Below are 23,577 nucleotides of genomic sequence, written 5' to 3' on the forward strand. Positions count from 1 at the left end.
TTTATTTAATATTAGAATTAAACGATAGAATAGTTACTTTTATGAGCTGCTATTTTTTGAGAGCCACGAGGGAAGGCGGTTGTGCCTGTTCTAGCCAATTCTTTAATCCCATATGGTCTAAGCAGTTCAATAAAAGCTTCAATTTTAGATGATTCTCCTGTAATTTGAATAACGAGACTTTCTTTACTTACATCGATTACAGAAGCTCTAAATGGTTCAATTACAGAATATAATTCATGCCTTGTCTGCGGTGTTGCAAGTACTTTAATTAAAGCTAGCTCTCTTTGGACAATTGCTTGATCGGTGATATCCACCACTTTCAAAATATCAATCTGCTTATTTAGCTGTTTTGTGATTTGTTCAATGATGCCATCACTCTCAACATGCACCACACAAGTAATCCTTGAAATTCCTTCATGCTCCGTATGCCCTACCGATATACTTTCAATGTTGTAGTTTCGTTTTGAAAAAAGATTAGTAATTCGGTTTAACACACCAGATTTATTCATAACAGTTAGGCTAATTATTTTCTTCATGGCTTCATCCCTACCATTTCGTGTAATCCTTTACCTGGTGCAATCATTGGATAGACATTCTCATCTGGATCAATACGGAAATCCAATAATACGGGTTCTCTTATCGCTAACACTTCATCTAGAATATTAGCAGCTTCATCAACTGATGAGATCTGATATCCCTTTATTCCATATGCTTCTGCTAAAGCAACGAACGACGGTTGATAAGATTCTTTACTATGTGAAAAACGAGATTCATAGAAAATTTCTTGCCACTGTCTTACCATACCCAACGCCCGATTATTAAAGATAATAATCTTGATTGGTAAATTCAATTCTCTTATTAAGGCAAGCTCTTGACTGCACATTTGGAAGCCGCCATCCCCGCTGATTGCAAGCACTGTTGCTTTTGGATCGGCTAATTGCGCTCCAATACTGGATGGAAGACCAAATCCCATTGTTCCTAAACCTCCAGATGTTACCCATCGATTGGATTCTTTAAAATGATAGTATTGCGCTGCCCACATCTGATGCTGTCCAACATCTGTTGTAACAATCGCTTCCCCTTTTGTTTTTTCAAAGAGCATCTCCAATACTTGCTGCGGTTTTAGAAGATCGGATTCTTTGTAATAATATGGATACTCATTTTTCCAATTTTCAATCTTTTCTAACCATTCTTTATGGTCTGATTGCAAGCCTTTTTGCTTTATTAACATAGTTAATGCTTCTTTCGCATCTGCAACAATTGGAATTTTCGTTGGGATAATTTTGCCGATTTCTGCTGGATCAATATCAATATGGGCTTTAATAGCATTTGGTGCAAAATGGACTAGATTTCCTGTTAATCGATCATCAAATCTTGCTCCGACATTGATTAACAAATCTGCCTCATATAAGGCCATATTAGCGGCATAACACCCATGCATTCCTCCCATCCCAACAAACAACTTATTATCAGCTGGAAAACCGCCTAATCCAAGAAGCGTGTGTACAACTGGAATTTGTTGTTGTTCTGCGTATTCCAGTAATTCTGCACTCGCTTTTGCAAAATTGACACCAGCACCTGCCAAAATTACTGGTTTTTTTGCAGCACTTACAGCTTCTGTTAATTTTCGAATCTGCAAGTAATTCGGCTGTGTCTTTGGCTGATAACCAGGAAGCTCAATATCCTGTTCAGCAGGAACATCCGAAATGGTTGCAGCAATATCCTTTGGAATATCAATTAATACAGGACCAGGTCTTCCACTTGTCGCTATATAGAACGCCTCTTTAATGATTCGTGGAATATCTTCAAGGTTACGAACCTGACAATTATATTTTGTTATTGGGGTAGTGATCCCTAAAATGTCTGCTTCTTGAAAAGCATCTGTACCAATCACCCCTGTTGCTACCTGGCCTGTAAAGACAACTAGCGGTAATGAATCCATCATCGCATCGGCAAGCCCTGTTACAATATTAGTTGCCCCTGGACCTGATGTCGCAATGACTACTCCTGGTTTACCGGAAATTCTCGCATACCCTTCTGCTGCATGAATACCGCCTTGCTCATGTCTAGGTAGAACATGAAATATTTTCGAATCGTAGATCCTATCATAAATTGGTAAGACAGCTCCCCCTGGGTATCCGAAAATAAATTCTACATTTTCTTTCTCCAAAGCCTGCAATAAGAGATCAGCACCAGTTAACGGTTTCACTTGGGCCTTTGTATTTTCAAAGGCAGTCTCCTGTAACATTTGTATAACCTCCCTAAAATACTTTCCTTTTACTTCTTACTACTTTACATAAATACTACCAAGAAAGGCTTTGCTAATAAAAAAACCTTCCCACCTCCAATGATTACTAATGGTTTTTTAGTAAACAAAGGGGTGAAAAGGCATTTCCTTTCCACGGTACCACCCTCATTCATACACTAACGGATAAGTGTATGCACTTTATGAACGGTTCGTTCTCTTTTGATAACGAGTGGAAACACTCGGTTAGCTCTAATAGGGAGACCTTTCAAGCTAACACTCTGAGGTGAGTTCATTAACTATTGGTTCACCGATTTACACCAACCACCGGCTCTCTTTGGAATCCAAATAGAAAACTACTTATCCTCTTCATCGAATTACTATATTTACTATGTTAAACAAAGTCAGTTTGTCATGTTGTCTTTTGGATGTTTTTACAAGTTAAACATCTTGTGTTTTTCATTTATTGAGGTTATCTTACGCTGAATTTAAACAAGAGTCAACACCATTTTTGAGAATTATTTGATTATTTAAACAACAATCCACTAATCAGGAAACGCTTACATTATTGGTCTATAAAGAATGCCTGTACTTTTTAATCGTTCAAAAAATTTTTTAAAATTCTTTTTTTACTGAAAATATATCTACTTTCTTACATTTTCATTTTCCTATGGTGCTCATTATAATAAAATAATTCTTTCTTTTAAAGAAAAGTGTTAAAAAATCTAACATGGTATTTTCATTATGGAACCTTCTCCCTAAAAAAAGAAATGCAATCGTTCCCGAAGAAAGCGATTGCATTAGTGGGGTAAATTAAGATACAGCACAAATATCTTGAATCCACGATAAGCGGATTTGATACGTATTTTCTTTGTCATCTTTTAAATCAATCGTTTGATCGATGAGATTTAACTTCTGAACCTGTCCTTTAATTGTTTCTAATAATCCATTCTTATAATAGTTAATGACTATAAGCCTACTTCTTCCTAATTCCTTGAGAATCATGGTGCATATCTCCTTCTACATTTTTTATATTAATGTTCATCTATTCACATTATTTCATTTCTTGTTTATTTAACTTAAATCTATTATACACAATAATAGTAAGCGTTTTCAAGTAATTTACGTGATTTTCTGAACATTATTTTTCTTACTTCCATTATTACCTATTTTATTTCTCTTTATACCTTTGCAGGTAATTTCATCATCCTCTTTCCTGGAAATTTGTATCCTGAAGGGATTGGAAATTAAGCGCGAACAAACACTTAAATAGGAAAGAGCTATATCTTTTCAACTCTTACATTGTTTGTTAAAAAAGATAACTAATAAAGAGCTTATAAAAGGATTTAATAAAGGATATTTCTCCATCATTATTCTAAAATAAGATAGAAGTATTTTCTTTCCATTTGAAAAACTAACTTGTCAACAATAATAAAAAGGAATCTTTTTTGCCAAAGATATTTACCGTTTATTCTTTTCATAAGTGGGAATATATACTATATGCAAGAATTAATTGTTTAAAGGAGGAATAGGTATATGACAAAAAGTATTGTAGGTATATATGATTCTCCTGAAGCTACAGTAAATGCTATTGAGGAACTACTCTCTAAAGGATATTCACCAAATCATATTTCCGTTATTACAAGAAGTGAACAAACTGCATTAATCGAGCAAGAGACTAATGTAGACACTGCAAGTGGAATTGATGAAGTAGAACCCACATCTTTTTTAGATCGGTTAAAGACTTTCTTTTCCGATACTGATACAGAGCCATATGAAAAAGAGTTACAAGAAGGGAAATACATTGTTCTTCTTGATAATGACGCCGAATCAGAAGAAGAGAAGCTAAATAAATTAAACTTCGATAATAATGAAGTAGAAGTTATGCCATCTCAAACGATGAATACAACAGTAGAACGCAAAAAAGTATAAATAGAAAAAGAGGGTGGACTAAACCCTCTTTTTTTTGAGATTAAATTCACCTCTAACTTATTCCGTTATAGTCAAGCCTCTAATTATAAAAAAGTCAATGCTCCGTTCCAAAGGATTTCGTTATCTACTTTATATTAAGAAAAGTAGACCAGGAAGTAATTTCTTTTAATTAGGTGAAATTTATTCTTCTTGTACATAAAAATCCTTCAGTTACATTTAAAACTGGAGGTTATTTCAAGCACATTTAAAAATGCTTGGATAATAGAAAAAAGGATTCTGAATCGATGACCGAAGTCATGACAGAATCCTTAATTGGTACGTCCCAGGAGAGATTCGAACTCCCGACGCACTATTTACTCGATTTAGTTTCGCTTTATTAAAACGTTAATCTGTCGCTCACTGAACGGACACATATACCGGTCATTTGTCGAACTTTGACCGTATTAGAATACCATGTTAGGCGGTTATTTGTCTAGCCATCCCTCGAAAATACTCAACATTTCGCTTTTTCGGCTTAATTTCGTTTTTGACCGTATCGCTGTTAAGGTCGCCTGCTTCCAACTCGCAAATAAGTAATCGTCCATGCGTTTGACCTTGCGCTGTTTCGCTTTTAGTATCGTAGCATTCCACGCTTCAATGAACGGCGCTTCGTTATCTTCGATGACTACGGTAGGGTCCACGCTTGCTTTTGCTCGCAATAGAATTCCGTAATATTTATAAATAGACTCGGCGTTATGGAAGTATTTCACGATTGCGTTATATATTCCGCTAGGCAGCACGTTCTTTAATGCGTTTGGCTCCACCGCCGTATCTAATACGTAATTGCTTTTTAAAGGCTTAATAGAATTCGATGGTTCGTTTTCGGAATTGCTTGCCTCCGCCTTACTCTCCGTTGGCTTGTCGCTGCTTGCCCGATTGGACACGCTCGACTGGACATGTTGCTCCGCACCATTATTTCGCTCGCCTACCGCCGGCAATATCCGCAGTATGTTAGCGCCTTTGCCTCCGTTCACTTTCCGCGTTGTTGCCACCTTTTCGATGATTCCCAATTCCGCCAGCTTGTTAACGATGCGCCTTGCCGTCTTTTCGCTGCGATCGATTAACTCGCTGATAGTTGACGCTTTTAAGTGGCACGCTCCTGCAAACTTAACACAATAGCGAGCGATCATTTTCAGCGCCTTGCGATCCGTTTCGTTTAATTCGTATGTATGATTGCGTATATGTTCGTATACTGCGGCGTTTAATTGCGCGGTAGAATTGAACGTAGAATGTTCCGCTAAATAGTGCATAGAGCCGATTACTCCTTCCGTAATTTACTTATAACGTAAGTATAATTTACGGCGGGCGTATTTGTCAATTACGAATTGCGTAAACCTTCTATATAAGTTATAATTAAGGTAATACAAAACGGAAGGATTGATTGCGGTGGAATTGCGGTTACAAGAGTGGTTGAATGAGCGCGGAATTGAACAAAAAGAAGTCGTGGAGCGTACGGGCTTATCTACGCGTACAGTTAGCGAATTATGCACGAATAAAATGCAAAGAGTCCCACGCGAAGCAATCGGTAAAATCGCGCAGGAATTCGGCATTAAAGATGCCAACGAACTATTTAAGTTATAATTGCGTTAATCCGGCTCGATCACTTTAACGCCAATCACGTCCGACATATAAACACGATCTAGCGATTCATATTTGTCGAGCAACTTTATGCGGAAGTTCTTACCGACGGCATCTACGTAATGAACGCGACCGACCGCAACGGAAACATAACCATCATGCCAAGTCGTAAACTCGACCGGATAGTTATATTCCATTGCGTATTCAATTAACGAATCAAATTCCGCTTGCTGATATTCGTCAATGATCGGCTTATCTGTGCGGTACTCTTCCTCGTATATTGCGTCGCGTAATTCTTCGATTAGTTCCGGCAGCATTATCGAAGTCCATTTCTTTGTTCCTCGGTCTTTAATCACGCCTAACACCTCCGAAGGCTTTTTCGTCATTATAACCGAACGTAAGTTCGTAGTCAAGACGTCCGTGATTCACTTCGTAATAATAAATCATTTGCGCCACATCTTCCGGCGTAAGCCCACGTTCTTCTAATATCGCAATGAATTCCGACCAAGTCATCGTTACACCTCCCCGCTTGCTAATAGTTGCTCAACCGTTTGCCAATGGCGCCCATATATGCGCGAATGACGCTTCGTTAAGAAAGAATTATCGTATTGTTGCACGCGCTGACTTGCCGGCGGTAACGCACGCATCAAGAACGCATTTTGCCTACGCCCTCCAAACCGTGCCAGCACAATCGCATCGTACGCCTCGGTCCTCAACGCTAAGTCAACGTCGAATGCCGGTTTCAATTGCGCTTCCAGCCGTTCGAACACCTTGCGATTGTCATTAGCGAATAGGAACCAATTAATGCCTCCGCTGATTAAATCGTCGTCTAGGCCGTATCGCAATAAATCGAAATGATGAAATGCGAATATGCCAGCGAGTCGCCACTTCGGACCTTCGAGCACGATACGTTGCATTAGCGCTTTAAGGCCCCGCGTAAGGAATTGATGCGGTTCGTTAAATACGATGAATGCGCCGCCGTCGTTCGGATCCATTAACAACTTCGTCATAAATATTTTTAGCGTTATCCAATGAATCAACGTTTTCGCCGACAATGCGCCCAGCTTACGATTCGGCACGCGTAATATAACGACCTTGCCCTCGCGAATCCACTTTGCGAAATCAATATCCGCTGATGCTGGTTGCGCAAAAATACGGAACAACACATCGTCGCCAAGCATTTCGTCGAGCCGGTTGAGTATGGCGCTTGCTTTGCCGTCGATTGCTTTTTGACCGTCGCGTATTAACTTCGGGTTGCCCTTCGCATCTACGCCCCATTCTGACGTGTATTTAGCGATGAATTCCGCAGTTCTTACGTTACCTTGCTGTCGTAGTTCCCTCGCCTTTTCTGCGCGATATCCCTCGTCTTCGAGCAAGCGTTTAATTGCGAATAATGACCCGCCACTTGCCTTCGCAAATTCTCGCAAGATTGCACGCGATTGGCCCATCGATTCCATGTCGCCAAAGAAGTCGATTAATTCCTGCGCAAAACGATTCGCTCCATTAGCGCCAAGCTGCTCGACTATTTCCGTAAGGTCCATTGGCACGGGATATTCTGCGTCAGACAAATCGATATCTATTATGCGATCGGGCGGCAACGAATCTCGCACACCGTCGGCAAATCCGCGTTCGCCGTCTTCCATTATTGCGTCGATAACAAACGAAGCTATGCCGTGCTGCAATGCACCTTCAATGACGATATTTTTCGCTAATGTATCTTTACCCATTCGAGGCGCTCCGACTAACCCGTAACTGCGGAATGTTTTTATCGAGGTTGTTCGTCGGCAGTCCAATCTGATACTGGACGCCACGCACTTCGCTATGACCGACGAGTATCCCGTTTGTCTTACGGCGATTTACCGGCAAATCAGCGCCTTTTCGCGTTATGTTACATTCGCCTATACTAATGCGGATTCCTTCTATTTCGACATATTTTTGCGCTGGTTTATGTAGCATCACTTTTGGCAGGTCCGTTTCTACTCGGCGATTTGTTGCGAGTTCTTCTTCGTAACGTTGTTGCACGATTGCAGTCGGCATTTGTAGCGCTACTTTCGCCAGTTCATCGCATGATAGCAACGAAACGTCCCCGTCGGCTCTTGTTCGAGCGGAAAGGTGCAGCGTATTTAATTCGTCTAGTATTTCTTGCTTGCGCGCTTTCATGCGAACCTTAAACGGCACTAGTTCGTTATTGCCCGCTAATTAATATCCATATATTCACGTAGTTCTCTTTCGAATTGATCTTCTATAACTACACATTTAATAGTTGTTGCATTGTTTATATATTCCGCTGAATTAGTGTTTCTAACTAAATGCTCTGTTAATCTAGCGATAAAGTTTACAGAACATCCTATATACATTAATTCATCATTTTCGTAGATGTAGTAAACACCAGGAGTTCTATTAGGTAAGTTTCCAAATAATTTGTAACATCGATTATAAAGTTCTTTGTCATTCTTCCAGCAATCAACGGACCATCGACTAACATCAATTAAATACTCACTAGTTATTTCAACTCACTCCTTTTTGCATATAAAATATTTGCGTTATCAACCTAATGCAATATAAGACTCGCAACAAATAGTGATTTTCTATTTGGTGCAATGTATTAATTCTTTTTAAATAAGTCTTTTTATATTTATCTTTTTCATTAACGCTACAAGAGATAATAATCTACACAACAAAAGAGATTAACTTCATGCTAGTAGTTTGATACCTTCTTCTTTTCCGAGTAGCTTCCCTATATTAGTGTGTTTTTCTATTACTTGTTTTAATTTTTCTTTTATAGATTCTTCTTTCGCACGGAATCGCTGCCTATCCATCGGATCATTCACGACGTAAATTATTTTATCTTTACCGCGCCCAACCGACTTATACTCGATTGCAATTAATCCAACCGCCTCCAATACCGCATCGATAATCGGTAGCGTCGAATAACTAAGCTGAAATTTCTCAACGACGTTTGTACGCCCATTCCACGATTTTCCGAACGTATCTTTTTCTGCCTCATGATTTCGATAGCGTAATAAATACAAATAATATAACGTTGCCTTGTCGCCGATGTACGGATGATATAAGTCGAATACTTCGTGGTACATCATCGTAAAGCCGTCGCGCAATTCTCCGGTGCGGATATATGCGTTTGACATTCGTTATCACCTCCGATAAGTTATAGTAATAGTTGCGTAGATTTTAAGGCGAAATAACCTTATATTTACTATGACGTCTTAGAATCCAATTCCGCGCAATTTATTTTCGCCTTATATTCGGTTATACATTGCGTGAACTCTATCTCGCACATAAATACGAAAAATATTTACGCTACACTTTATATTAAGGGCGCAAATTAAACCTCGCGCAGGAATTACGCAAAATATTTTTCCGTGTTACTTGCGCTTCACAATATCCTATCCACTCGAATTGTAATTCCGTACACTTTTACGCAAAAAAAATAAGCGCCCGCAATGGACGCTCTTTTTCGTTATAAAAATCTCCGCAATTTCTCGGCGACTTCTTCCTTATCTAAATGTAAATAGCGCGATGTCACGCCTAAATCGCTGTGCCCTAGCGCATTAGAAATAACGGCAATGTTCGCGCCTTTATCTAGCAACGACTTCGCAAAGCCACGGCGTAGTGCATGCGGATTTATGTTGCGCAATCCGTATTCCTTTGCGTATTTATTTAGACGTTTTTGAATATTATTATTCGACGGACTTGTCGCCGTTATTGTTCCACGATTCGTTATAAATACATAATCGTTCTGCACTTTATACTCACGTTTAATTTTTTCGTTTTGCTTGATCAGCACCGCCAGCATTTTCGCCAATGTGTCGCCGAATGGTAAATACACTTGCCGGCCGTTTTTCACTATTTCGCCATCTATGCGTAACTGCTGCGTTTTAAAATCAACGTGTTTCGTTTCGAGATGCACAATCGTATGTATACGAATGCCTGTCTTAAACATCAACAACGCCGCAGTCGCATCGCGCAATTGAACGAAATCATTTAAGTCTAGCAACGAAAGCAGTACGCCTACCTCGTGCTCTGTTGCGCCTTCCTTAACGTTTGTGTCGACTTTTACGTTGACGGTTTTCCAAAACCTTTGCGTAATCCAACCGTTATCCATACAGCGCGTTAAGAACGCCTTAACGCATTTTAAGCGCGTCAATTTCGTTTGATTGCTGACGTTCATACTCGAAAGCCATACGTACAGACTTTCTGCGGTGATTTCTTCGACGAATTGTATTCGCGTTGCTTTGGCGAAATGTCTGACGTGGATATTGTAGTCGCTGATTGTTCGTTCACGATATCCGCTGACTTCCATTTGCTGCGTAATAATTTTAAGCGCCTGTTCGATCGAACGCCTTTTCGGTCGAGTGACCGGTGTACTGTTCGAAGGACTGACCGGCTTAGTATCGACAATGCTCCCCGAAAACAATCCGCTTAGGTCTTCTTCGACGATTAAACTCCGTTTTTTCCTCGTCATATGCAAAAAACGCCTCCTAATACGTGTATTATGCGTCGAAAATTCGGGCAAATAACGGGCAATCTGACCGTACACTGACCGACAACACTATAACGTAATAGAAAGCGTTTAATACCAACGGTTAACCGTCGTAAAATTGGTACGTCCCAGGAGAGATTCGAACTCCCGACCGACGGCTTAGAAGGCCGTTGCTCTATCCAGCTGAGCTACTGGGACATGTTTTATTTGTAATTAATTATTTCAGCGATAACTACCTTTAATAGTATATCATATACCAGGTAATTAGAATAGTTCTTCTAAGCAAATCTTCTGGTTCATTATTCATCTGTAATACATACAAACGTACATCCTGAAACAATCTATTTAAATACTTACAAAAATACGTCCCAGGAGAGATTCGAACTCCCGACCGACGGCTTAGAAGGCCGTTGCTCTATCCAGCTGAGCTACTGGGACATGCTATGTATTTATTCGATCCTTATGAGGACAATAGTTATTATATGATTATAGCAACATAAAGTCAATAGTTTAGTGAAGCTTTTTTTCCTAATGAGGAATTTTTTTCTTCCTCATTAGGAAAAAGCCGACTAAAAAGGAAATTCACTTGTTAATTCTGGTAGCAATCCACTATAAAAATCATAAACTTCCGTTACAAATCGGTCCATTTCAATAGTTAAAATAACATATGTTTGTTCTTTTCTTCCTCTAGGCAGTCTTAAACTACCGGGATTAATGAAAAGAACATCATCAACTACTTCCATCCCCAAGAAATGAGAATGGCCGAAACAGGCAATATTTGCTCCCACTTCCTTTGCCTTATACAGCAAGTTATTAAGGGAGGATTTGACGCCATATAGATGTCCATGTGTTAAAAAAATCTTTTTGTCTGCAATTTCTTGAGTGGTCTCTGTTGGAAATTTGTCTTCATAATCACAGTTACCTTGAACAGTAATATATCCCTTCATCACTTCTTCACTTGCTGATAGTTCAGAATCCCCACAATGCAGAAATAACTCGACATCTTCTTCATGTCTTTTTTTTAAAGTACCTAACTCGGATACCAATCCATGACTGTCACTTACAATCAAAATTTTCATCCAGTTCTATTTCCCTTCTTTAAAAACAGTCGGAAGCTGTTCTTTTAGTTTTTTCAATGCGTTTGCACGATGACTAATTTTATTTTTCTTCTCAGGCGGCAATTCCGCCATTGCCTTTTCTTCTGCTTCTACATAAAAGATTGGATCATAGCCAAATCCATATTCTCCTCTTCTTTCCTCCAGAATAACCCCTTCACAAGTTCCAGTAAATGTTAAGGAGTCTTCATTTGGAATCGCAACTGCTAATGTACAACAAAAACGAGCAGTTCGTTTTTCTAATGGTACACCCTCTAATTCATGCAAAACCTTGTCCATATTATCTTGATCATTCTTTTGTTCTCCTGCGTAACGTGCGGAGTATACTCCTGGTCTCCCGTTTAATGCATCAATAACAAGACCAGAATCATCTGAAATAACGACACGATTTAGCAGCTTAGAAATCGTTTCTGCTTTAAGGAGAGCATTTTCTTCAAATGTTGTTCCTGTCTCTTCTACATCTTGGACATCTGGGAAATCTAATAGTGTTTTTACTTCATAGCCAAGTGGTGAAAACATTTGTACAAATTCTTTTGCTTTGCCTGTATTCTTAGTTGCAATAATAATTTCTTTCATTGTAAAACTCCTTTAGTCTCTATTTGTTATTTTCTTATGTTGAACTATGTAAATTATGTACTTTCTTATAGTTTACTACGCTTAAAATCATCCGTCTAATATCAGTATATACCCTTTCTTTCTTATTTCCAAAGGCAGTTTTGTGAAGTTTATGCGATGATATCCATTCGCTCACCTACAGAAAGCAAACCATTATTCCTAGAATCACTTATCACTAAATAAAAATAACACCTTCAAATAAAATTGTTATTTCATTTGAACGAAACAATTTCACCCTTAGAACGTATTTATTATAACAAGCCAATTTATACCACTAATCAAAGAAAAGAGGTAAAACATGTCTTTACACTATCAGGAATATGGTGATAAAAGTGCTCCACTGATGCTATTTATACATGGTGGTGGAGTAAGTGATTGGATGTGGGATAAGCAAATTCAATACTTCACTCATTATCACTGTGTTGTTCCCCTCTTACCTGAACATGGATTGAATAATGATAAAGTTAAATTTACTATAAAAGGGAGTGCACAAGCATTAATTAAATTAGTGGAAGATAAAGCCAGAGGAAAGAAAGTAATCTTAATTGGATTTTCTTTAGGTTCTCAAGTCATTGTGGAAATGATCAGTATGAAACCAGATATAATGAATTTTGCCATAATCAATAGCGCTTCAGTTAGACCGATTTTATGGGCAAAGAAAATAATAAAACCTACTATTGCATTAACCTACCCATTAATTCAAAATAAAACCTTTTCCAAACTGCAAGCCAGTACACTATATATCAGCGATGACTATTTTGAAAAATATTATGAAGAAAGTTGTCAAATAAGTTCTGATACCCTTGTTCGAGTATTGGAAGAAAATATGTCCTTTCAACTCCCTAAAAACTTTGCAGTGGCCACTGGAAAAATATTGGTTACGGTTGGTGAAAAGGAAAAAGCCATGATGAAAAAATCCGCAAAAGATATTGTGGAGGCAAATTCGAATGGAATCGGCGTGATTATCCCTAATATTGGACATGGAGTATCTTTCGCTATGCCTGATTTTTTTAATCATATGGTCGAAACGTGGATTCAAAAAGGTGTTTTACCAAATGAATGTAAAGTGATAAGGTAATATTTATTATTTGCTAAGGAAAGTTTTTGTCTCCTAAAAAATAACGCTCATACGAAGAAGGGGATAAGAATATAACCATTCTCATCCCCTTTCCCCATTAATATTAGAAGCTGCCAGTATTTACATTTTCTGGACGAGTCACTGGTTTAGTTAAGCTTTCCCCTTCTGCGTTCACTAAATCTGCTTCTCCATTCACAGTAACAGCAACACTTTCAATGCCTTCTTGCTCTGTTAAGGATAATACTAATGAATTTAATACTTCATCAGCCAGTACCTTTTCTTCTCCATTTAAGCCACTAGAATATATATTCTCGTTAAAGTTTAACGTAACCTTGCCATCTTCTACAATTGGATCATCCAACAGCTTTACGTCATTAGGTAATAAACTTGTTAGTGCTGCTGCTCCGCCCATACCAGGTCCTTCTATTAGCTCTCCTACTGCAGCAGCGACATTATTTTCTTCGCCATTGCTAATACGCTTCGTTACTGGCACATAATAATAGGAGTCCAACTCTCCGCCAATATAATAAACAGTCAATGGTCTTGTGTTTGTAATGTCTGTGACATCATCTGTATTAATGTTGATGCCATCAGCTCTTGTTAATGCACCTTGAATTGGCGTTTTATTTACAGGCATCTCTGTCAGCTCATGACCATTTAACGAAAGTTTCACACTATCGATGGAATCAAATTGTGTCAATGTCCATGTAATGGATTGCAGGATTTTCTCTTCATCTTTAGCCTCGTATTCTTTGAATTCCTTAGAAAAATCTACAGTAGCCACTTTATCTTTATCTACATTAATACTTATTTTTGTATCTTGAGGAATTACTGCTTGGAAATCATTTGGCAGCAATTCAGAAACTTTCCCACCCTTAACTAAATATTCTAGGCTTTCTTTTGCAATCGAATTCGTTTTTGGCAGGTTTAAAGTTTGAGGAACAACATACCCGTTTTTATCCATTAAGTATAATTCAACTGGCATTGAATCCTCTTTCGCAACTTCACCTGTCGTTTCCTTGTCCGCCTCCTTTTTAACTGCATCCTCTTCATACGAAGTAGTTTGCGGTGGATCGACTTTTTCTTTATCTCCTAACAAGCTACAACCAGAGATCAACACAGATGATATGATAACCGCTGAAACAATGGTCAATTTGTTATTCTTAGACATCTTCATCACTCCTAAGACAGTTTGTACTAATATATATACGAGCCTATATTTTTTTTAGACCGTCTTTAGGATATTTTTTTCAAAAAAAGACTGTCTCCCTATTTTCATTGCAAAATGTCTAGATAGAAAATCGTCTAAACATGATGTAATGGAGACAGAAGGCAGTCTTCCTTATTATGTTAATTTAACTGTTTCAACAGCATGTATTTCTTGATTCAGCCAATTGGACGCGATGCGGGCAAACATCTCTTTTGATCCAGTTGTATAAAAATAATGTTCTACTTGATTCTCTTCAGAAGCAAGTTCATCATGATGGTTGAGAATAGTACTAACTTCGCGGGCAGTTTCTGCTCCAGAACTAATTACCTTAACCTTTTTTCCCATCTCTTCCTGTATAACTTTTGCTAACAAAGGATAATGGGTACAGCCAAGAATTAGAGTATCTATCTCTTTATTCTTTAATGGCCACAGCGTTTCTTTCACAATTTTCCTTGCGACTGGTCCATCATATTCGCCGCTCTCCACTAAAGGGACAAATTTCGGGCATGCTAAACTAACTGTTCTAACTCGATTATTAATCTTCTTTAGTGCTGTTTCATATGCCCGACTTCGAACAGTACCTATTGTTCCAATCATGCCTATATAATTATTTTTCGTTACCTTTATTGCTGTCCGTGCACCTGGAACGATTACGCCAATCACCGGAATAGATAGCTGTTCGCGTATCTCCTCTAGTGCGACCGCAGTAGCTGTATTACAGGCAATCACAAGCATCTTTATATTTTTCTTCAACAGGAACCTAGTCATTTCCCAAGTAAATTTCTTCACTTCTTCTCCCGTTCTTGGGCCATATGGACATCTTGCCGTATCCCCTAAGTAAACGATATTTTCAAAAGGAAGCTGGCGCATTATCTCCTTTGCAACTGTTAATCCACCAACCCCAGAATCTATAACCCCTATTGCTCTTTCCAAAAAACCGCCTCATTTTTCTCGCATTACTTGATGTAACCGCATAAAATTTTTCTTTAATTCTTCAATATCTTTCGTTGAGTACTCATTTAATACCTCTTGAAGATAGCCCTGACGCTTCTTGATAACTTCGTCAATTAATCTTTTTCCTTCTTCTAGCATATGAATACGAACCACACGTCGATCATTGGGATCCTTCACTCTTTGGACTAACTGATTTTTTTCCATTCGATCAACTAAATCTGTCGTAGTACTAAACGCAAGGAACATTTTATTAGATAATTCCCCAATCGTCATATCTCCTTCTTCAAATAGCCATTGTAAGGCCACAAATTGAGGAGGAGTCATCGTATAATTACTTAAAATCTCTCTCCCCTTTTGTTTGATAATACCAGATATGTAGCGCATATCCTTTTCGATTGTAGCTATATTCTCTAAGTATTCCTTTACATCTTTCTCTTCAGTCATCATGATTACAACTCCCATATATAAATTTACAAATATAATGAATATCCGACAATTTTCTATAAATCAGTACCTTTAATTATAATCTACAATTCTCCCCTCGTAAATGTATAAGGTGAAAAGTTAATGTCCATGTAAAAATTGCCGAATAAAGCCATGATTCCACTACTTATTCACATTAAAAAGAAGATGACCCATATAAGCGGGGTAAGGAGTGGAATTTCCTGCCTGCTTATACATGATCATCTTCTTTATTATAGTTCTAGTTCTCCCATTCTAAGGAGTTCTACAACAGCCTGTGAACGCCCCTTCACGCCCAGCTTCTGCATAGCATTCGAAATGCATACCTATTGCAAGTAAAAACTACATGAGTATTACCCTTGATATAAAAGGAATTATGTCATCTGTTCAAAACTATATCTAATATCGAGTGTTCCATCCTGGCTGATCTCCATAGATTCCAATAACTGCTGAAAAGCATAATGCAAATCACTATCTTCGTTTTCTAGCTGCTTAAATGCTTGCCTAATTGTTTCTATATTAATGGATGTGCTCTCATCCTGTGTTAGTAAGAAAAGCTTATCATTTAACTTAGAAATTTGTTTATCGAGTTCGTCTCTTTTCACTTTAAATTCTGCCTTGGAAATTAAACGATCATTTAAGTAGAGATCTAATACATCTTTCTTTTGCTGCTCTAAACGAACAATTTTATTTTCAATGCTACGCGTATCTTCCAGCTGTTTCTTTTTATATTCTGTATCAAAATTAAGGCGAATACTTTCCCCTTTTTCTATTAATACACGTAAAATAAACTCTCGAAATTGTTCATAGCGAATCGGTGCATGATTAACGCAGCCATGTGCTCCATATCTTCTATACTTACTGCACTTTAAGTATTTCCATTCAATACGGGTTCCATCTTTTTTCTTTTTATAGCTCTGCATGATGACCATGTTAGAACCACAATGAGCACATTTTAGAATATCTCGAAATTCATTCCAAGGAGTTAATTTAGTTTTTCTGCTTTTGAAGTCTTTACTGTTGGCTTTTTCAAATTGATTAGTGGTCACTATCGGTGGATGATGATTTTCGAAAATCATCCATTTCTCTTCTGGATTTCTAATTTGCTTCTTTCTTCCACCAACTTTAACTGTTGTGTATTGGTTGAGAATAAACTTTCCATGATAAATTGGATTTTGGAGGATTCTCTGAACAGATGTAACTTGCCATTTATCCTTTTGTTTCGGTTTTAAACCTAAATCATTCAACTCTTTTGTAATACGCTTAAATCCCCATTTATCGACGTTATACCAGTGGAACATTTGCCTAACAACCTTTGCTTCTTCCTCATTGATAACCAGCTTTTGATCAATTCGATCGTAGCCAAAGGGAATTTTCCCAATATGTTCCCCACGTCTTACTTTAGCTGCTAGAGCAGCAGAAATGGAGCTTGATAGAGTTCTAGAGTATTGAGCAGCAAATAGGCTCCATAGTTCAAAAACCATGTCATTTTTGCCTACTTTAAAGCTGTCAAATCCTTCTTCGATGGAGATAACACGGACATTATGTGCAAGAAGAGTTTCCCTTATTTCCAAACTATCCTTTAGATCCCTGGCCAAACGTGAAATGGATTTAAATACAATCATTTCAACCTCGCCTTTTTTAGTTTTATCTAATAATAATTGGATTGCTGGGCGATCTAGGAAGACAGTTCCGGAAATGCCTTCGTCTTTAAATACACTTTCTTCGTTCCATTCATATCCGTTTCGTTCTAGCCAGTTGCGGCATATATCTATTTGGTTTTCTACGGAAGAAACTTGTTCGTCACGGTCCGTAGAGACACGGACGTAAATAGCATATTTCACACTATGTTGCATTTAATCACCTCTTATAAATTAGTGTGAGAGCCAACTTTTCTAGAAATGGTCAATTTTATATTAGATTTTAATAAAAGTTGTTATACTTCTTTTAGAACCAATAATTTTTCTTGAAAGTTCATCCTTCCATTTTTTTGTATCTAATTTGTATTCCCCATATTCATCTTTATAGGTCTTTTTCAGAAGATTTATAGTCCTACTCTCATTTGGAAAGTTTTCTGAAAGTGGTATTCCATTACGCCCCTCTTCATAAACATAGTATTCCACGATATCTCCAAGTAGCATAAATTCATCTAAAAATAATATGAGTTCAACTTCATCACTTCCTACTTCATAGACATACGGTAAGTTGAAAGGTAAATCTTCTTTATAAGCTTCTCCACTAATAAAGGGATGATTATTATCTGGTTCATGAAACTCTGGAATAGGTCTAATTGTTGAAATAAAGTAGTGGGTTGTCATATTATCAAATCCTTTCTTAATCTTTATTAAGTTAAGTAAATTTATAACTTTAATTATAACGTAGTAAATAAAAAAGAGAACCAGTTTACTCTCAACTGGCTCTTTATTATTGCGTTAAACAAATGTTAATCATTTTCGTGTAGAAGTTTAAGACCTTTAATAGCATTAATCTGATCTAATTCCGATTTGTCACTATTATAAATAAATGCTTCTTTTTCATGACTAATTGTTACTAACCACTCTTTATTATTCTTAAAAAAAGATAAATCCTCTGGTAGATCAGGATGTTCCCATCCGAATAAATTATTCGAGGATTCTAAAACTACTTTTTTCGCATTGTCATCGGTATTATAATAATAAACGTATGCTGTTTGTCCATCTCCAAGAATAGTACTAGCCCATTCAGATTCTTCCTTCATTTCTATCAAAGAGCTCTCTAATCTTTGTAAAATCTGATTATAATCCTCAATTGTTCCCATATCTTTTCTAATAACCAAATGAAAGCTATCACAAAATTTAAAAGCTAATTCTATTAAATCTTTATAAGTCTTTTTTTTAGGATTTTTTGTAATTGTAATCATTTTCTTCTCCTAATTTATTGTGGTGAGCCATAAAAAGCATGTGCTCCTTCAATTCTAACAGATTTACCATTTTTATAACCCTTAATAGGATGATAGTGATAAAGTTTACCAGATTTATTTTTATCTATTTCTGGCCCCAGTGCTTTACCAATTGGACTACCCTTCTTTGCAACAGATTGAGCATTAGATTTAGATGTTGACCATGTACTAAGTCCTGATTTAAGACGACTAGCTGCTTTAGTCGCTGATATACCATTTCCAACTCCTAAAAATTTCTTTTTATTGTCTAGATGGACCATATAATGATTATATTTTTTGGATCTGTCTTTTTTTAGAAACTCTGAAATAGCTATATATGTCACACCTGAGATAGTTGCAGCTAAGCCAATTGAAATTAAATGAGCTAATAGTGCTTCTCCAATTACTACACCGATTGGAATAGCAAACCATACAAAAGATGCTTTAAGTTCTTCTGAGTTCACATCATATTTTTCTCCTGTCTCTAAATCAGTAAATGTTGCTTCTAAAGTTTCTCCAGCTACAGCATTTTCTGTATCAATACTATATTCATTTATTTGTTCATTGCCATCTGCATCAAGTTCTTTTGAAATGACCTTAATTTCGTTTGTTTCTATATTTATTGATAGAGTAACGTTTGCATTAGTTACTGTAAAAGGTTCTACATTTACATCTTCGTTTGAAAAATCTTCACCAATCTCTTCTTCACTTAAATCGAACTGTTCATCATCAAATGAAATTTCTGTATTTACATTCATAGAATCACTAGTATTTTCAATTTCGACATCGTCGGTAATTTCAGAAATTTGCGTGATTAATTCATCTTCAAGCTCATCAGTATCCAAATTATCAGCTGCATAAGTTACAGTGTTTGGAACTAACCCAACTATCAAAGCTAAAACTATTAATAGTGAAGTTATTTTTTTTAATAAAAGTAATTTCAATTTATACACTCCATTCATTATGAAAGTTTTATAAAACCATTCCCATAGATAGATTTCTCACCTAAATCAATAGAGTAATCTTTTAGAATATCTATAATTTTTTGTCTTAAGTTATCTTCATTTAAGTCAATATTAAACATAATATGATTTTCTAATATTAATGCTAGTATTCCAGTCAAATGAGCAGAAGCTATTGAAGTTCCACTATACTTAGCATATCCTCCATCTTTAGATGTTGATAAAACAGAAATTCCTGGTAAAGAATAATCAACCTTACCAGTTGCCGAGTATCTTGGTTTAACTTTATAATTGTTATTAACTGCTGTTACTGAAAAAACATCTTCATACTTTGCAGGATAATCAGGTTCTAATCCAAACTTATTACCACTTGCAGCTACAACAAGAATGTTAGCATTGATAGCTTTTTTAATCGAATTCTGCAATTGAGTATTATTCTCAGATGTACCAAAACTTAAATTAATAATTTGCACTTTATTATCAATACACCATTGAATTCCTCTATTTAATGCTTCAATACTACCTGCTCCTTTATCATCTAGTATTTTTACAGAATAAAGATCTACATTTGGTGCTATTCCTACTATTCCGTAATCATTATCCTGAGCAGCTATAACACCTGCAATAACTGTGCCATGTCCAAAATCGTCCTCAACCGGTTTACCTGGTTCTATTGCATTATATTCTTTTGATACTGTATTAATTAGGTCCTCATGCTGTTTATTGATACCACTATCTAAAATTGCAACTTTAATTTTTTCTGTCGGTCCTTCTTTTCTGTATTTCTCTATACCTAAACTAATAATTCCCCAAGTTTCAATTTGTGGAGCTCCTTTTTCAAGGTTACTATCCTCCAACTTCACTTTATTAAAATCTACTAATTTAATATTATTCTTAAACTCTAGTATTATATAGCAACCCAAAATTACTAAGATAGAAAGAATAATTAATAAAACTTTTTTAATTTTATCACCTCCATAATTTGTACCCTTCAGAGAACACTTTTTATTATATTTGAATTTTTTGTAAGTTTTCAAGTTGATTTTTTCGACTTTTTTCGACTTTTTTTATCTAAAAAGACAAATCGAACTAAAAAGACACCTTTCAATGAATGCTTTTCTTAGTTCAATTTGTCCTTTTTTGAATAACAACTGAGATTCTTAGACCAATAATACCCAACGTAAATTCAAACTAATATCTATTTTAGAGAAGCAGATATAGTTTTTTATTATCTATCAGGATATTAAGTATATATTCACTCTCATTTCATCTATCTTCCAACTCCTATATTAAATTTTCATATCAATACCACTAGAGCGTAGTTCTGTCCCATCTATAATGTGATTAATCCTTTCTACCATGTTTTCTATCTTTAATTCATTACAAGTGAGTATATTTACAAGGTGAACATACTCATATCTATCAATTTTTCTCTTTGCGAATAAAGCTTGTACCTTTTTAAGTATTTGAGCGTTGTATGATTTAACGGCAGTCGTATCATCCATGAGTCTTGCTGCCATCAAGTCAGTAGGTGAAAGATAATTAACCAACTAATTCGCCTACCAATTCATTTACTTTTTTCTGGACTTCCTCCAGTTGAGCGAGCTGCATATTTTCTTTCGCTTTCTCTCTATCTACATTATTTTTAATTTTAGATTTCATTTCCTCATTTAGTTTATTAAAAAAAACAATTAAAAAAGAATGAAGTAACTCCAGCTCCTCTCTATTAAATACAAAATGGTACTCCTTCTCTGCTTCTAAAAATTCCAGCTTATCCTTCAACTCATCTTTAATTTTGTCATACACCTTTAACAGTCTTTTTCCTTCCCAATGTCCATAATTCCGTTTAAGAACCGTTTTTATATTCTTCCTCATAACATGCAAGTGAACGGTTAATACTTCTGTTTCTGTTCCAGTTAAAATAAGATTCATTTTTTCACCTCGTACTCTTTTATAGAATATGACATCGCTGTTCCCAATACCTTATTTACATACCAATCTGCATGGTTATAATGCCAAATTGCCTTTCTTTTATCTTGAGAAAATCCATTGGCTGCAAGATAATTAGCTGCCGAAAAAACCGCATCTTCTAAATTCCAAGGATCTTTTCGTCCATCTCCATTGCCGTCAACTCCATATGCAGAAAAGGTTGCTGGCATAAATTGCATCGGACCAATTGCCCCTGCGTAACTAACCATTGATCTACTGGTTGAAAAACTTGTTTCAATGGAATGAATGGCAGCTAAAACCGTCCAATCCACTCCATACTTTTCTCCAGCTGCTTTATAGATAGGTAGATAACTAGCCGGCAATTCTCCCTTTGAAACTGCCATATAAACATCTGTATATTCCGAATTAAATTCTTTGATATCTCTCATTAAATATTCAATGGCTCGTTTATAAGCATTTTCTTTTGCTACTAGTTTGCTATATTGATTAACTAACTCTTGTGACTCTCCTACTGTCTTTAATGTCTGTTTTACTTCCTTCTTTTCCACTTTTATTTGATTTACTTCATTCTCTAATTCGGTATAAGTAGCAGCATCTATATTCATCTGACTAAAGAAAGACAATAATAATGTCAGCAATAGAATAATAGGTAACTTACTCATTATCCCGTTTGATCTCCCTGCTGCAATTCTTCTACATAATATAGAAGCTTTCTTTCTTCTTTATCCGTCAATTCATCAATTTTTATTAAAAAGAAAGAGTTTCTTCCAATCTTAATTTTTCGGTCATTACCAAGCTTTTTGGCTCGTTTCCAATGAATACATGACCATGGTAATAAAATGAATCCCTGTCTTTTTGCCAACGTTTCTGCCACTTCCAATGACTGATAATAGGAGAACTGCTGCATTTTACGTGCATATGCCACAATATTTAAAGAGTTAGGATATAAGTAAAGCAAACCTCGTGGATCTTTCCTTTTATAATCAAAAGGGATTAATGAGAAATTTTCTAAGCTTAAATTCAAATTACTAACCTCCTTTGTTTTCCCCGTGCTTCATCATGGATTCTTTCTAGCTCTGCAAAGAATTTCTCTCCTTCTCGCTCATTCTGGGGAACGGGAAAGTATTGCACCATGTTTTCTGTATCATATAATTTACAATTCATTATTCTCTTTGCCTTCCACATCGGAAGAAATTGTTTCATCATGAATTCACCAGTTTGAAAGTCCTGAAAGTAATAAGAGAAGCCTTTATCCCCTATTTTTCTAGCTGTAATTAATACTTCTGCTATCTGTCTAACTCTTGAATCTACAAAATTAATAGAAGGTGTACAATAAAATTGGACAGATTTCATTTTCCTTGTAAGCATTAAGACATCAGTTAGTATTCCTTGACCATACTTTGTCCATTTACGATTAGAAAAAGCAAGATACGCTTCATCCCAAACACATATACTCCCTTGTGCTTTCGCTACTTCATACCAATCGGTGAAGTGTGTCATCGGTCTACTGTCAAATAGATCATAATTAGAAAACAATTCCACATGTCCGCCATTTCTTTCCGTCTTTAGCTTCCACCAATGCGCTAACGTAGAAGCTAAAAATGTCTTTCCAGATCCTAAAGGTCCTTGTATTACAAAATGATGTGCCATTACTTCTTAATCGCTCCTTTCTCTGCCATGATAATTGGTTTAGGCGGTTTTGGTATCAATGCTTCAATGGCATCTAAATAATAATCTGGGGAAGCTACATGTACTTTTCCTTCCATAATGAATTCCACTATTTTTTTATAGGGATTACCGTCTGGATGAAGGTATTTGTTTTCTCCCATTGATTTTAAAAGTAACAATGCTTTTATCTGTGGCTCCCTTAATTCTTGAGCCGTACTTTTCATTTCTTCTAATACTTGCTTTACATCTGAAACGTGCTGCACCGTTGGAAATAAATCATCCGATATAGCCGATTGCAATTTCTCTGCGTTGCTCTGTGACATTTAGTGACCAACTCCCCATAAAAACAAA

Annotated in this window: 29 protein-coding genes, 2 tRNA genes, 1 pseudogene and 1 other annotated feature; of the genes and pseudogenes, 3 read left to right on the plus strand and 29 right to left on the minus strand. The window is 36.5% G+C overall.

What is annotated here, in order from left to right; genetic code table 11:
• Window positions 1-17: 17 nt before the first annotated feature.
• The 3 genes from ilvN to NSQ89_RS14440 form a co-directional block, all read right to left on the minus strand.
• Window positions 18-536 carry an acetolactate synthase small subunit gene (gene ilvN, locus NSQ89_RS14430; RefSeq protein WP_047943555.1) on the minus strand — a complete coding sequence of 173 codons (519 nt, stop codon included), beginning with the start codon at window positions 534-536 and terminating at the stop codon, window positions 18-20.
• Entirely contained in the window at window positions 533-2,248 is a 1,716-nt protein-coding gene (gene ilvB, locus NSQ89_RS14435; RefSeq protein ID WP_095258065.1) for an acetolactate synthase large subunit, read from the minus strand. The genes ilvN and ilvB overlap by 4 nt, the downstream gene beginning before the upstream one ends.
• Window positions 2,249-2,373: 125 nt before the next feature.
• Window positions 2,374-2,627 (minus strand) — a binding site (T-box leader).
• 431 nt (window positions 2,628-3,058) lie between these two features.
• Window positions 3,059-3,250 carry a YolD-like family protein gene (locus NSQ89_RS14440; RefSeq protein ID WP_047943553.1) on the minus strand — a complete coding sequence of 64 codons (192 nt, stop codon included), beginning with the start codon at window positions 3,248-3,250 and terminating at the stop codon, window positions 3,059-3,061.
• A gap of 531 nt (window positions 3,251-3,781) precedes the next feature.
• On the opposite strand from NSQ89_RS14440, the gene NSQ89_RS14445 reads away from it, so the two are divergent.
• Complete coding sequence (locus tag NSQ89_RS14445) at window positions 3,782-4,177, plus strand: general stress protein (protein ID WP_047943552.1); 396 nt, start codon at window positions 3,782-3,784, stop codon at window positions 4,175-4,177.
• Between the two features lie 464 nt (window positions 4,178-4,641).
• Here NSQ89_RS14445 and NSQ89_RS14450 read toward each other — a convergent pair whose 3' ends face one another.
• Window positions 4,642-5,466, minus strand: coding sequence for a helix-turn-helix domain-containing protein (locus NSQ89_RS14450; protein WP_341132811.1), 825 nt, complete (start codon window positions 5,464-5,466; stop codon window positions 4,642-4,644).
• Window positions 5,467-5,602: 136 nt separating this feature from the next.
• On the opposite strand from NSQ89_RS14450, the gene NSQ89_RS14455 reads away from it, so the two are divergent.
• The gene (locus NSQ89_RS14455; RefSeq protein WP_123260777.1) at window positions 5,603-5,797 is read left to right on the plus strand and encodes a helix-turn-helix domain-containing protein; all 195 of its coding nucleotides are present in this window, start codon (window positions 5,603-5,605) and stop codon (window positions 5,795-5,797) included.
• Between the two features lie 5 nt (window positions 5,798-5,802).
• On the opposite strand, the gene NSQ89_RS14460 is transcribed toward NSQ89_RS14455, so the two are convergent.
• The 10 genes from NSQ89_RS14460 to NSQ89_RS14505 all read right to left on the minus strand — a co-directional run bounded on the left by NSQ89_RS14460 (window position 5,803) and on the right by NSQ89_RS14505 (window position 11,986).
• Window positions 5,803-6,150, minus strand: coding sequence for a YolD-like family protein (locus tag NSQ89_RS14460; protein ID WP_341132812.1), 348 nt, complete (start codon window positions 6,148-6,150; stop codon window positions 5,803-5,805).
• Window positions 6,143-6,307 carry a hypothetical protein gene (locus NSQ89_RS14465; RefSeq protein WP_164464122.1) on the minus strand — a complete coding sequence of 55 codons (165 nt, stop codon included), beginning with the start codon at window positions 6,305-6,307 and terminating at the stop codon, window positions 6,143-6,145. The genes NSQ89_RS14460 and NSQ89_RS14465 overlap by 8 nt, the downstream gene beginning before the upstream one ends.
• Before the next feature lie 2 nt (window positions 6,308-6,309).
• Complete coding sequence (locus NSQ89_RS14470; RefSeq protein ID WP_341132813.1) at window positions 6,310-7,521, minus strand: hypothetical protein; 1,212 nt, start codon at window positions 7,519-7,521, stop codon at window positions 6,310-6,312.
• The gene (locus NSQ89_RS14475; RefSeq protein ID WP_341132814.1) at window positions 7,514-7,954 is read right to left on the minus strand and encodes a hypothetical protein; all 441 of its coding nucleotides are present in this window, start codon (window positions 7,952-7,954) and stop codon (window positions 7,514-7,516) included. Before NSQ89_RS14475 ends, NSQ89_RS14470 begins: the two co-directional genes overlap by 8 nt.
• A gap of 533 nt (window positions 7,955-8,487) precedes the next feature.
• Window positions 8,488-8,910: a hypothetical protein gene (locus tag NSQ89_RS14480; protein ID WP_341132815.1), complete on the minus strand. Its 423-nt coding sequence runs from the start codon at window positions 8,908-8,910 to the stop codon at window positions 8,488-8,490.
• 362 nt (window positions 8,911-9,272) lie between these two features.
• Window positions 9,273-10,277 (minus strand): tyrosine-type recombinase/integrase, encoded by a 1,005-nt coding sequence (locus tag NSQ89_RS14485; protein WP_341132816.1) that lies wholly within the window; start codon window positions 10,275-10,277, stop codon window positions 9,273-9,275.
• Between the two features lie 142 nt (window positions 10,278-10,419).
• Window positions 10,420-10,493 (minus strand) — tRNA-Arg (locus NSQ89_RS14490).
• A gap of 166 nt (window positions 10,494-10,659) precedes the next feature.
• Window positions 10,660-10,733, minus strand: a tRNA-Arg gene (locus NSQ89_RS14495).
• Between the two features lie 131 nt (window positions 10,734-10,864).
• Window positions 10,865-11,374 (minus strand): metallophosphoesterase family protein, encoded by a 510-nt coding sequence (locus tag NSQ89_RS14500; protein WP_047943551.1) that lies wholly within the window; start codon window positions 11,372-11,374, stop codon window positions 10,865-10,867.
• A 6-nt stretch (window positions 11,375-11,380) separates the two neighbouring features.
• Window positions 11,381-11,986, minus strand: a complete 606-nt coding sequence (locus NSQ89_RS14505) for an XTP/dITP diphosphatase (protein ID WP_047943550.1) — start codon at window positions 11,984-11,986, stop codon at window positions 11,381-11,383.
• A gap of 337 nt (window positions 11,987-12,323) precedes the next feature.
• On the opposite strand from NSQ89_RS14505, the gene NSQ89_RS14510 reads away from it, so the two are divergent.
• Complete coding sequence (locus NSQ89_RS14510) at window positions 12,324-13,103, plus strand: alpha/beta fold hydrolase (protein ID WP_095258063.1); 780 nt, start codon at window positions 12,324-12,326, stop codon at window positions 13,101-13,103.
• Between the two features lie 103 nt (window positions 13,104-13,206).
• Here NSQ89_RS14510 and NSQ89_RS14515 read toward each other — a convergent pair whose 3' ends face one another.
• The 15 genes and pseudogenes from NSQ89_RS14515 to NSQ89_RS14585 all read right to left on the minus strand — a co-directional run bounded on the left by NSQ89_RS14515 (window position 13,207) and on the right by NSQ89_RS14585 (window position 23,549).
• Window positions 13,207-14,274, minus strand: a complete 1,068-nt coding sequence (locus tag NSQ89_RS14515) for a GerMN domain-containing protein (RefSeq protein ID WP_047943548.1) — start codon at window positions 14,272-14,274, stop codon at window positions 13,207-13,209.
• A 174-nt stretch (window positions 14,275-14,448) separates the two neighbouring features.
• Complete coding sequence (gene racE, locus NSQ89_RS14520) at window positions 14,449-15,246, minus strand: glutamate racemase (RefSeq protein WP_047943547.1); 798 nt, start codon at window positions 15,244-15,246, stop codon at window positions 14,449-14,451.
• Between the two features lie 9 nt (window positions 15,247-15,255).
• Window positions 15,256-15,714, minus strand: coding sequence for a MarR family winged helix-turn-helix transcriptional regulator (locus NSQ89_RS14525; protein WP_047943546.1), 459 nt, complete (start codon window positions 15,712-15,714; stop codon window positions 15,256-15,258).
• Window positions 15,715-15,962: 248 nt separating this feature from the next.
• A pseudogene (gene gerE / locus NSQ89_RS14530) lies at window positions 15,963-16,049 on the minus strand (spore germination transcription factor GerE); the annotation flags it as partial.
• A gap of 54 nt (window positions 16,050-16,103) precedes the next feature.
• Window positions 16,104-17,585, minus strand: coding sequence for a recombinase family protein (locus NSQ89_RS14535; RefSeq protein WP_341132817.1), 1,482 nt, complete (start codon window positions 17,583-17,585; stop codon window positions 16,104-16,106).
• A 60-nt stretch (window positions 17,586-17,645) separates the two neighbouring features.
• Window positions 17,646-18,047, minus strand: a complete 402-nt coding sequence (locus NSQ89_RS14540; RefSeq protein WP_341132818.1) for a hypothetical protein — start codon at window positions 18,045-18,047, stop codon at window positions 17,646-17,648.
• A gap of 125 nt (window positions 18,048-18,172) precedes the next feature.
• Window positions 18,173-18,628 carry a stage III sporulation protein AH gene (locus NSQ89_RS14545; RefSeq protein ID WP_341132819.1) on the minus strand — a complete coding sequence of 152 codons (456 nt, stop codon included), beginning with the start codon at window positions 18,626-18,628 and terminating at the stop codon, window positions 18,173-18,175.
• Window positions 18,629-18,642: 14 nt separating this feature from the next.
• Entirely contained in the window at window positions 18,643-19,590 is a 948-nt protein-coding gene (locus NSQ89_RS14550; protein ID WP_341132820.1) for an SAR2788 family putative toxin, read from the minus strand.
• Between the two features lie 17 nt (window positions 19,591-19,607).
• Entirely contained in the window at window positions 19,608-20,645 is a 1,038-nt protein-coding gene (locus NSQ89_RS14555) for a S8 family peptidase (protein ID WP_341132821.1), read from the minus strand.
• Window positions 20,646-20,897: 252 nt separating this feature from the next.
• A complete protein-coding gene (locus tag NSQ89_RS14560; RefSeq protein WP_341132822.1) occupies window positions 20,898-21,158 on the minus strand; it encodes a hypothetical protein in 261 nt (86 codons plus the stop codon).
• Window positions 21,151-21,540: a hypothetical protein gene (locus tag NSQ89_RS14565; RefSeq protein WP_341132823.1), complete on the minus strand. Its 390-nt coding sequence runs from the start codon at window positions 21,538-21,540 to the stop codon at window positions 21,151-21,153. Before NSQ89_RS14565 ends, NSQ89_RS14560 begins: the two co-directional genes overlap by 8 nt.
• Window positions 21,537-22,220 carry a lytic transglycosylase domain-containing protein gene (locus NSQ89_RS14570; protein WP_341132824.1) on the minus strand — a complete coding sequence of 228 codons (684 nt, stop codon included), beginning with the start codon at window positions 22,218-22,220 and terminating at the stop codon, window positions 21,537-21,539. The genes NSQ89_RS14565 and NSQ89_RS14570 overlap by 4 nt, the downstream gene beginning before the upstream one ends.
• Complete coding sequence (locus NSQ89_RS14575; protein WP_341132825.1) at window positions 22,220-22,582, minus strand: hypothetical protein; 363 nt, start codon at window positions 22,580-22,582, stop codon at window positions 22,220-22,222. The genes NSQ89_RS14570 and NSQ89_RS14575 overlap by 1 nt, the downstream gene beginning before the upstream one ends.
• Window positions 22,579-23,208, minus strand: a complete 630-nt coding sequence (locus NSQ89_RS14580; RefSeq protein WP_095321069.1) for a zonular occludens toxin domain-containing protein — start codon at window positions 23,206-23,208, stop codon at window positions 22,579-22,581. Before NSQ89_RS14580 ends, NSQ89_RS14575 begins: the two co-directional genes overlap by 4 nt.
• On the minus strand, window positions 23,208-23,549 hold the full coding sequence (locus tag NSQ89_RS14585; protein WP_095321068.1) for a hypothetical protein: 342 nt from the start codon (window positions 23,547-23,549) through the stop codon (window positions 23,208-23,210). Before NSQ89_RS14585 ends, NSQ89_RS14580 begins: the two co-directional genes overlap by 1 nt.
• Window positions 23,550-23,577: the final 28 nt, after the last annotated feature.

The organism is Niallia sp. FSL R7-0648, from assembly GCF_038007005.1.
Taxonomy (GTDB): domain Bacteria; phylum Bacillota; class Bacilli; order Bacillales; family Cytobacillaceae; genus Niallia; species Niallia circulans.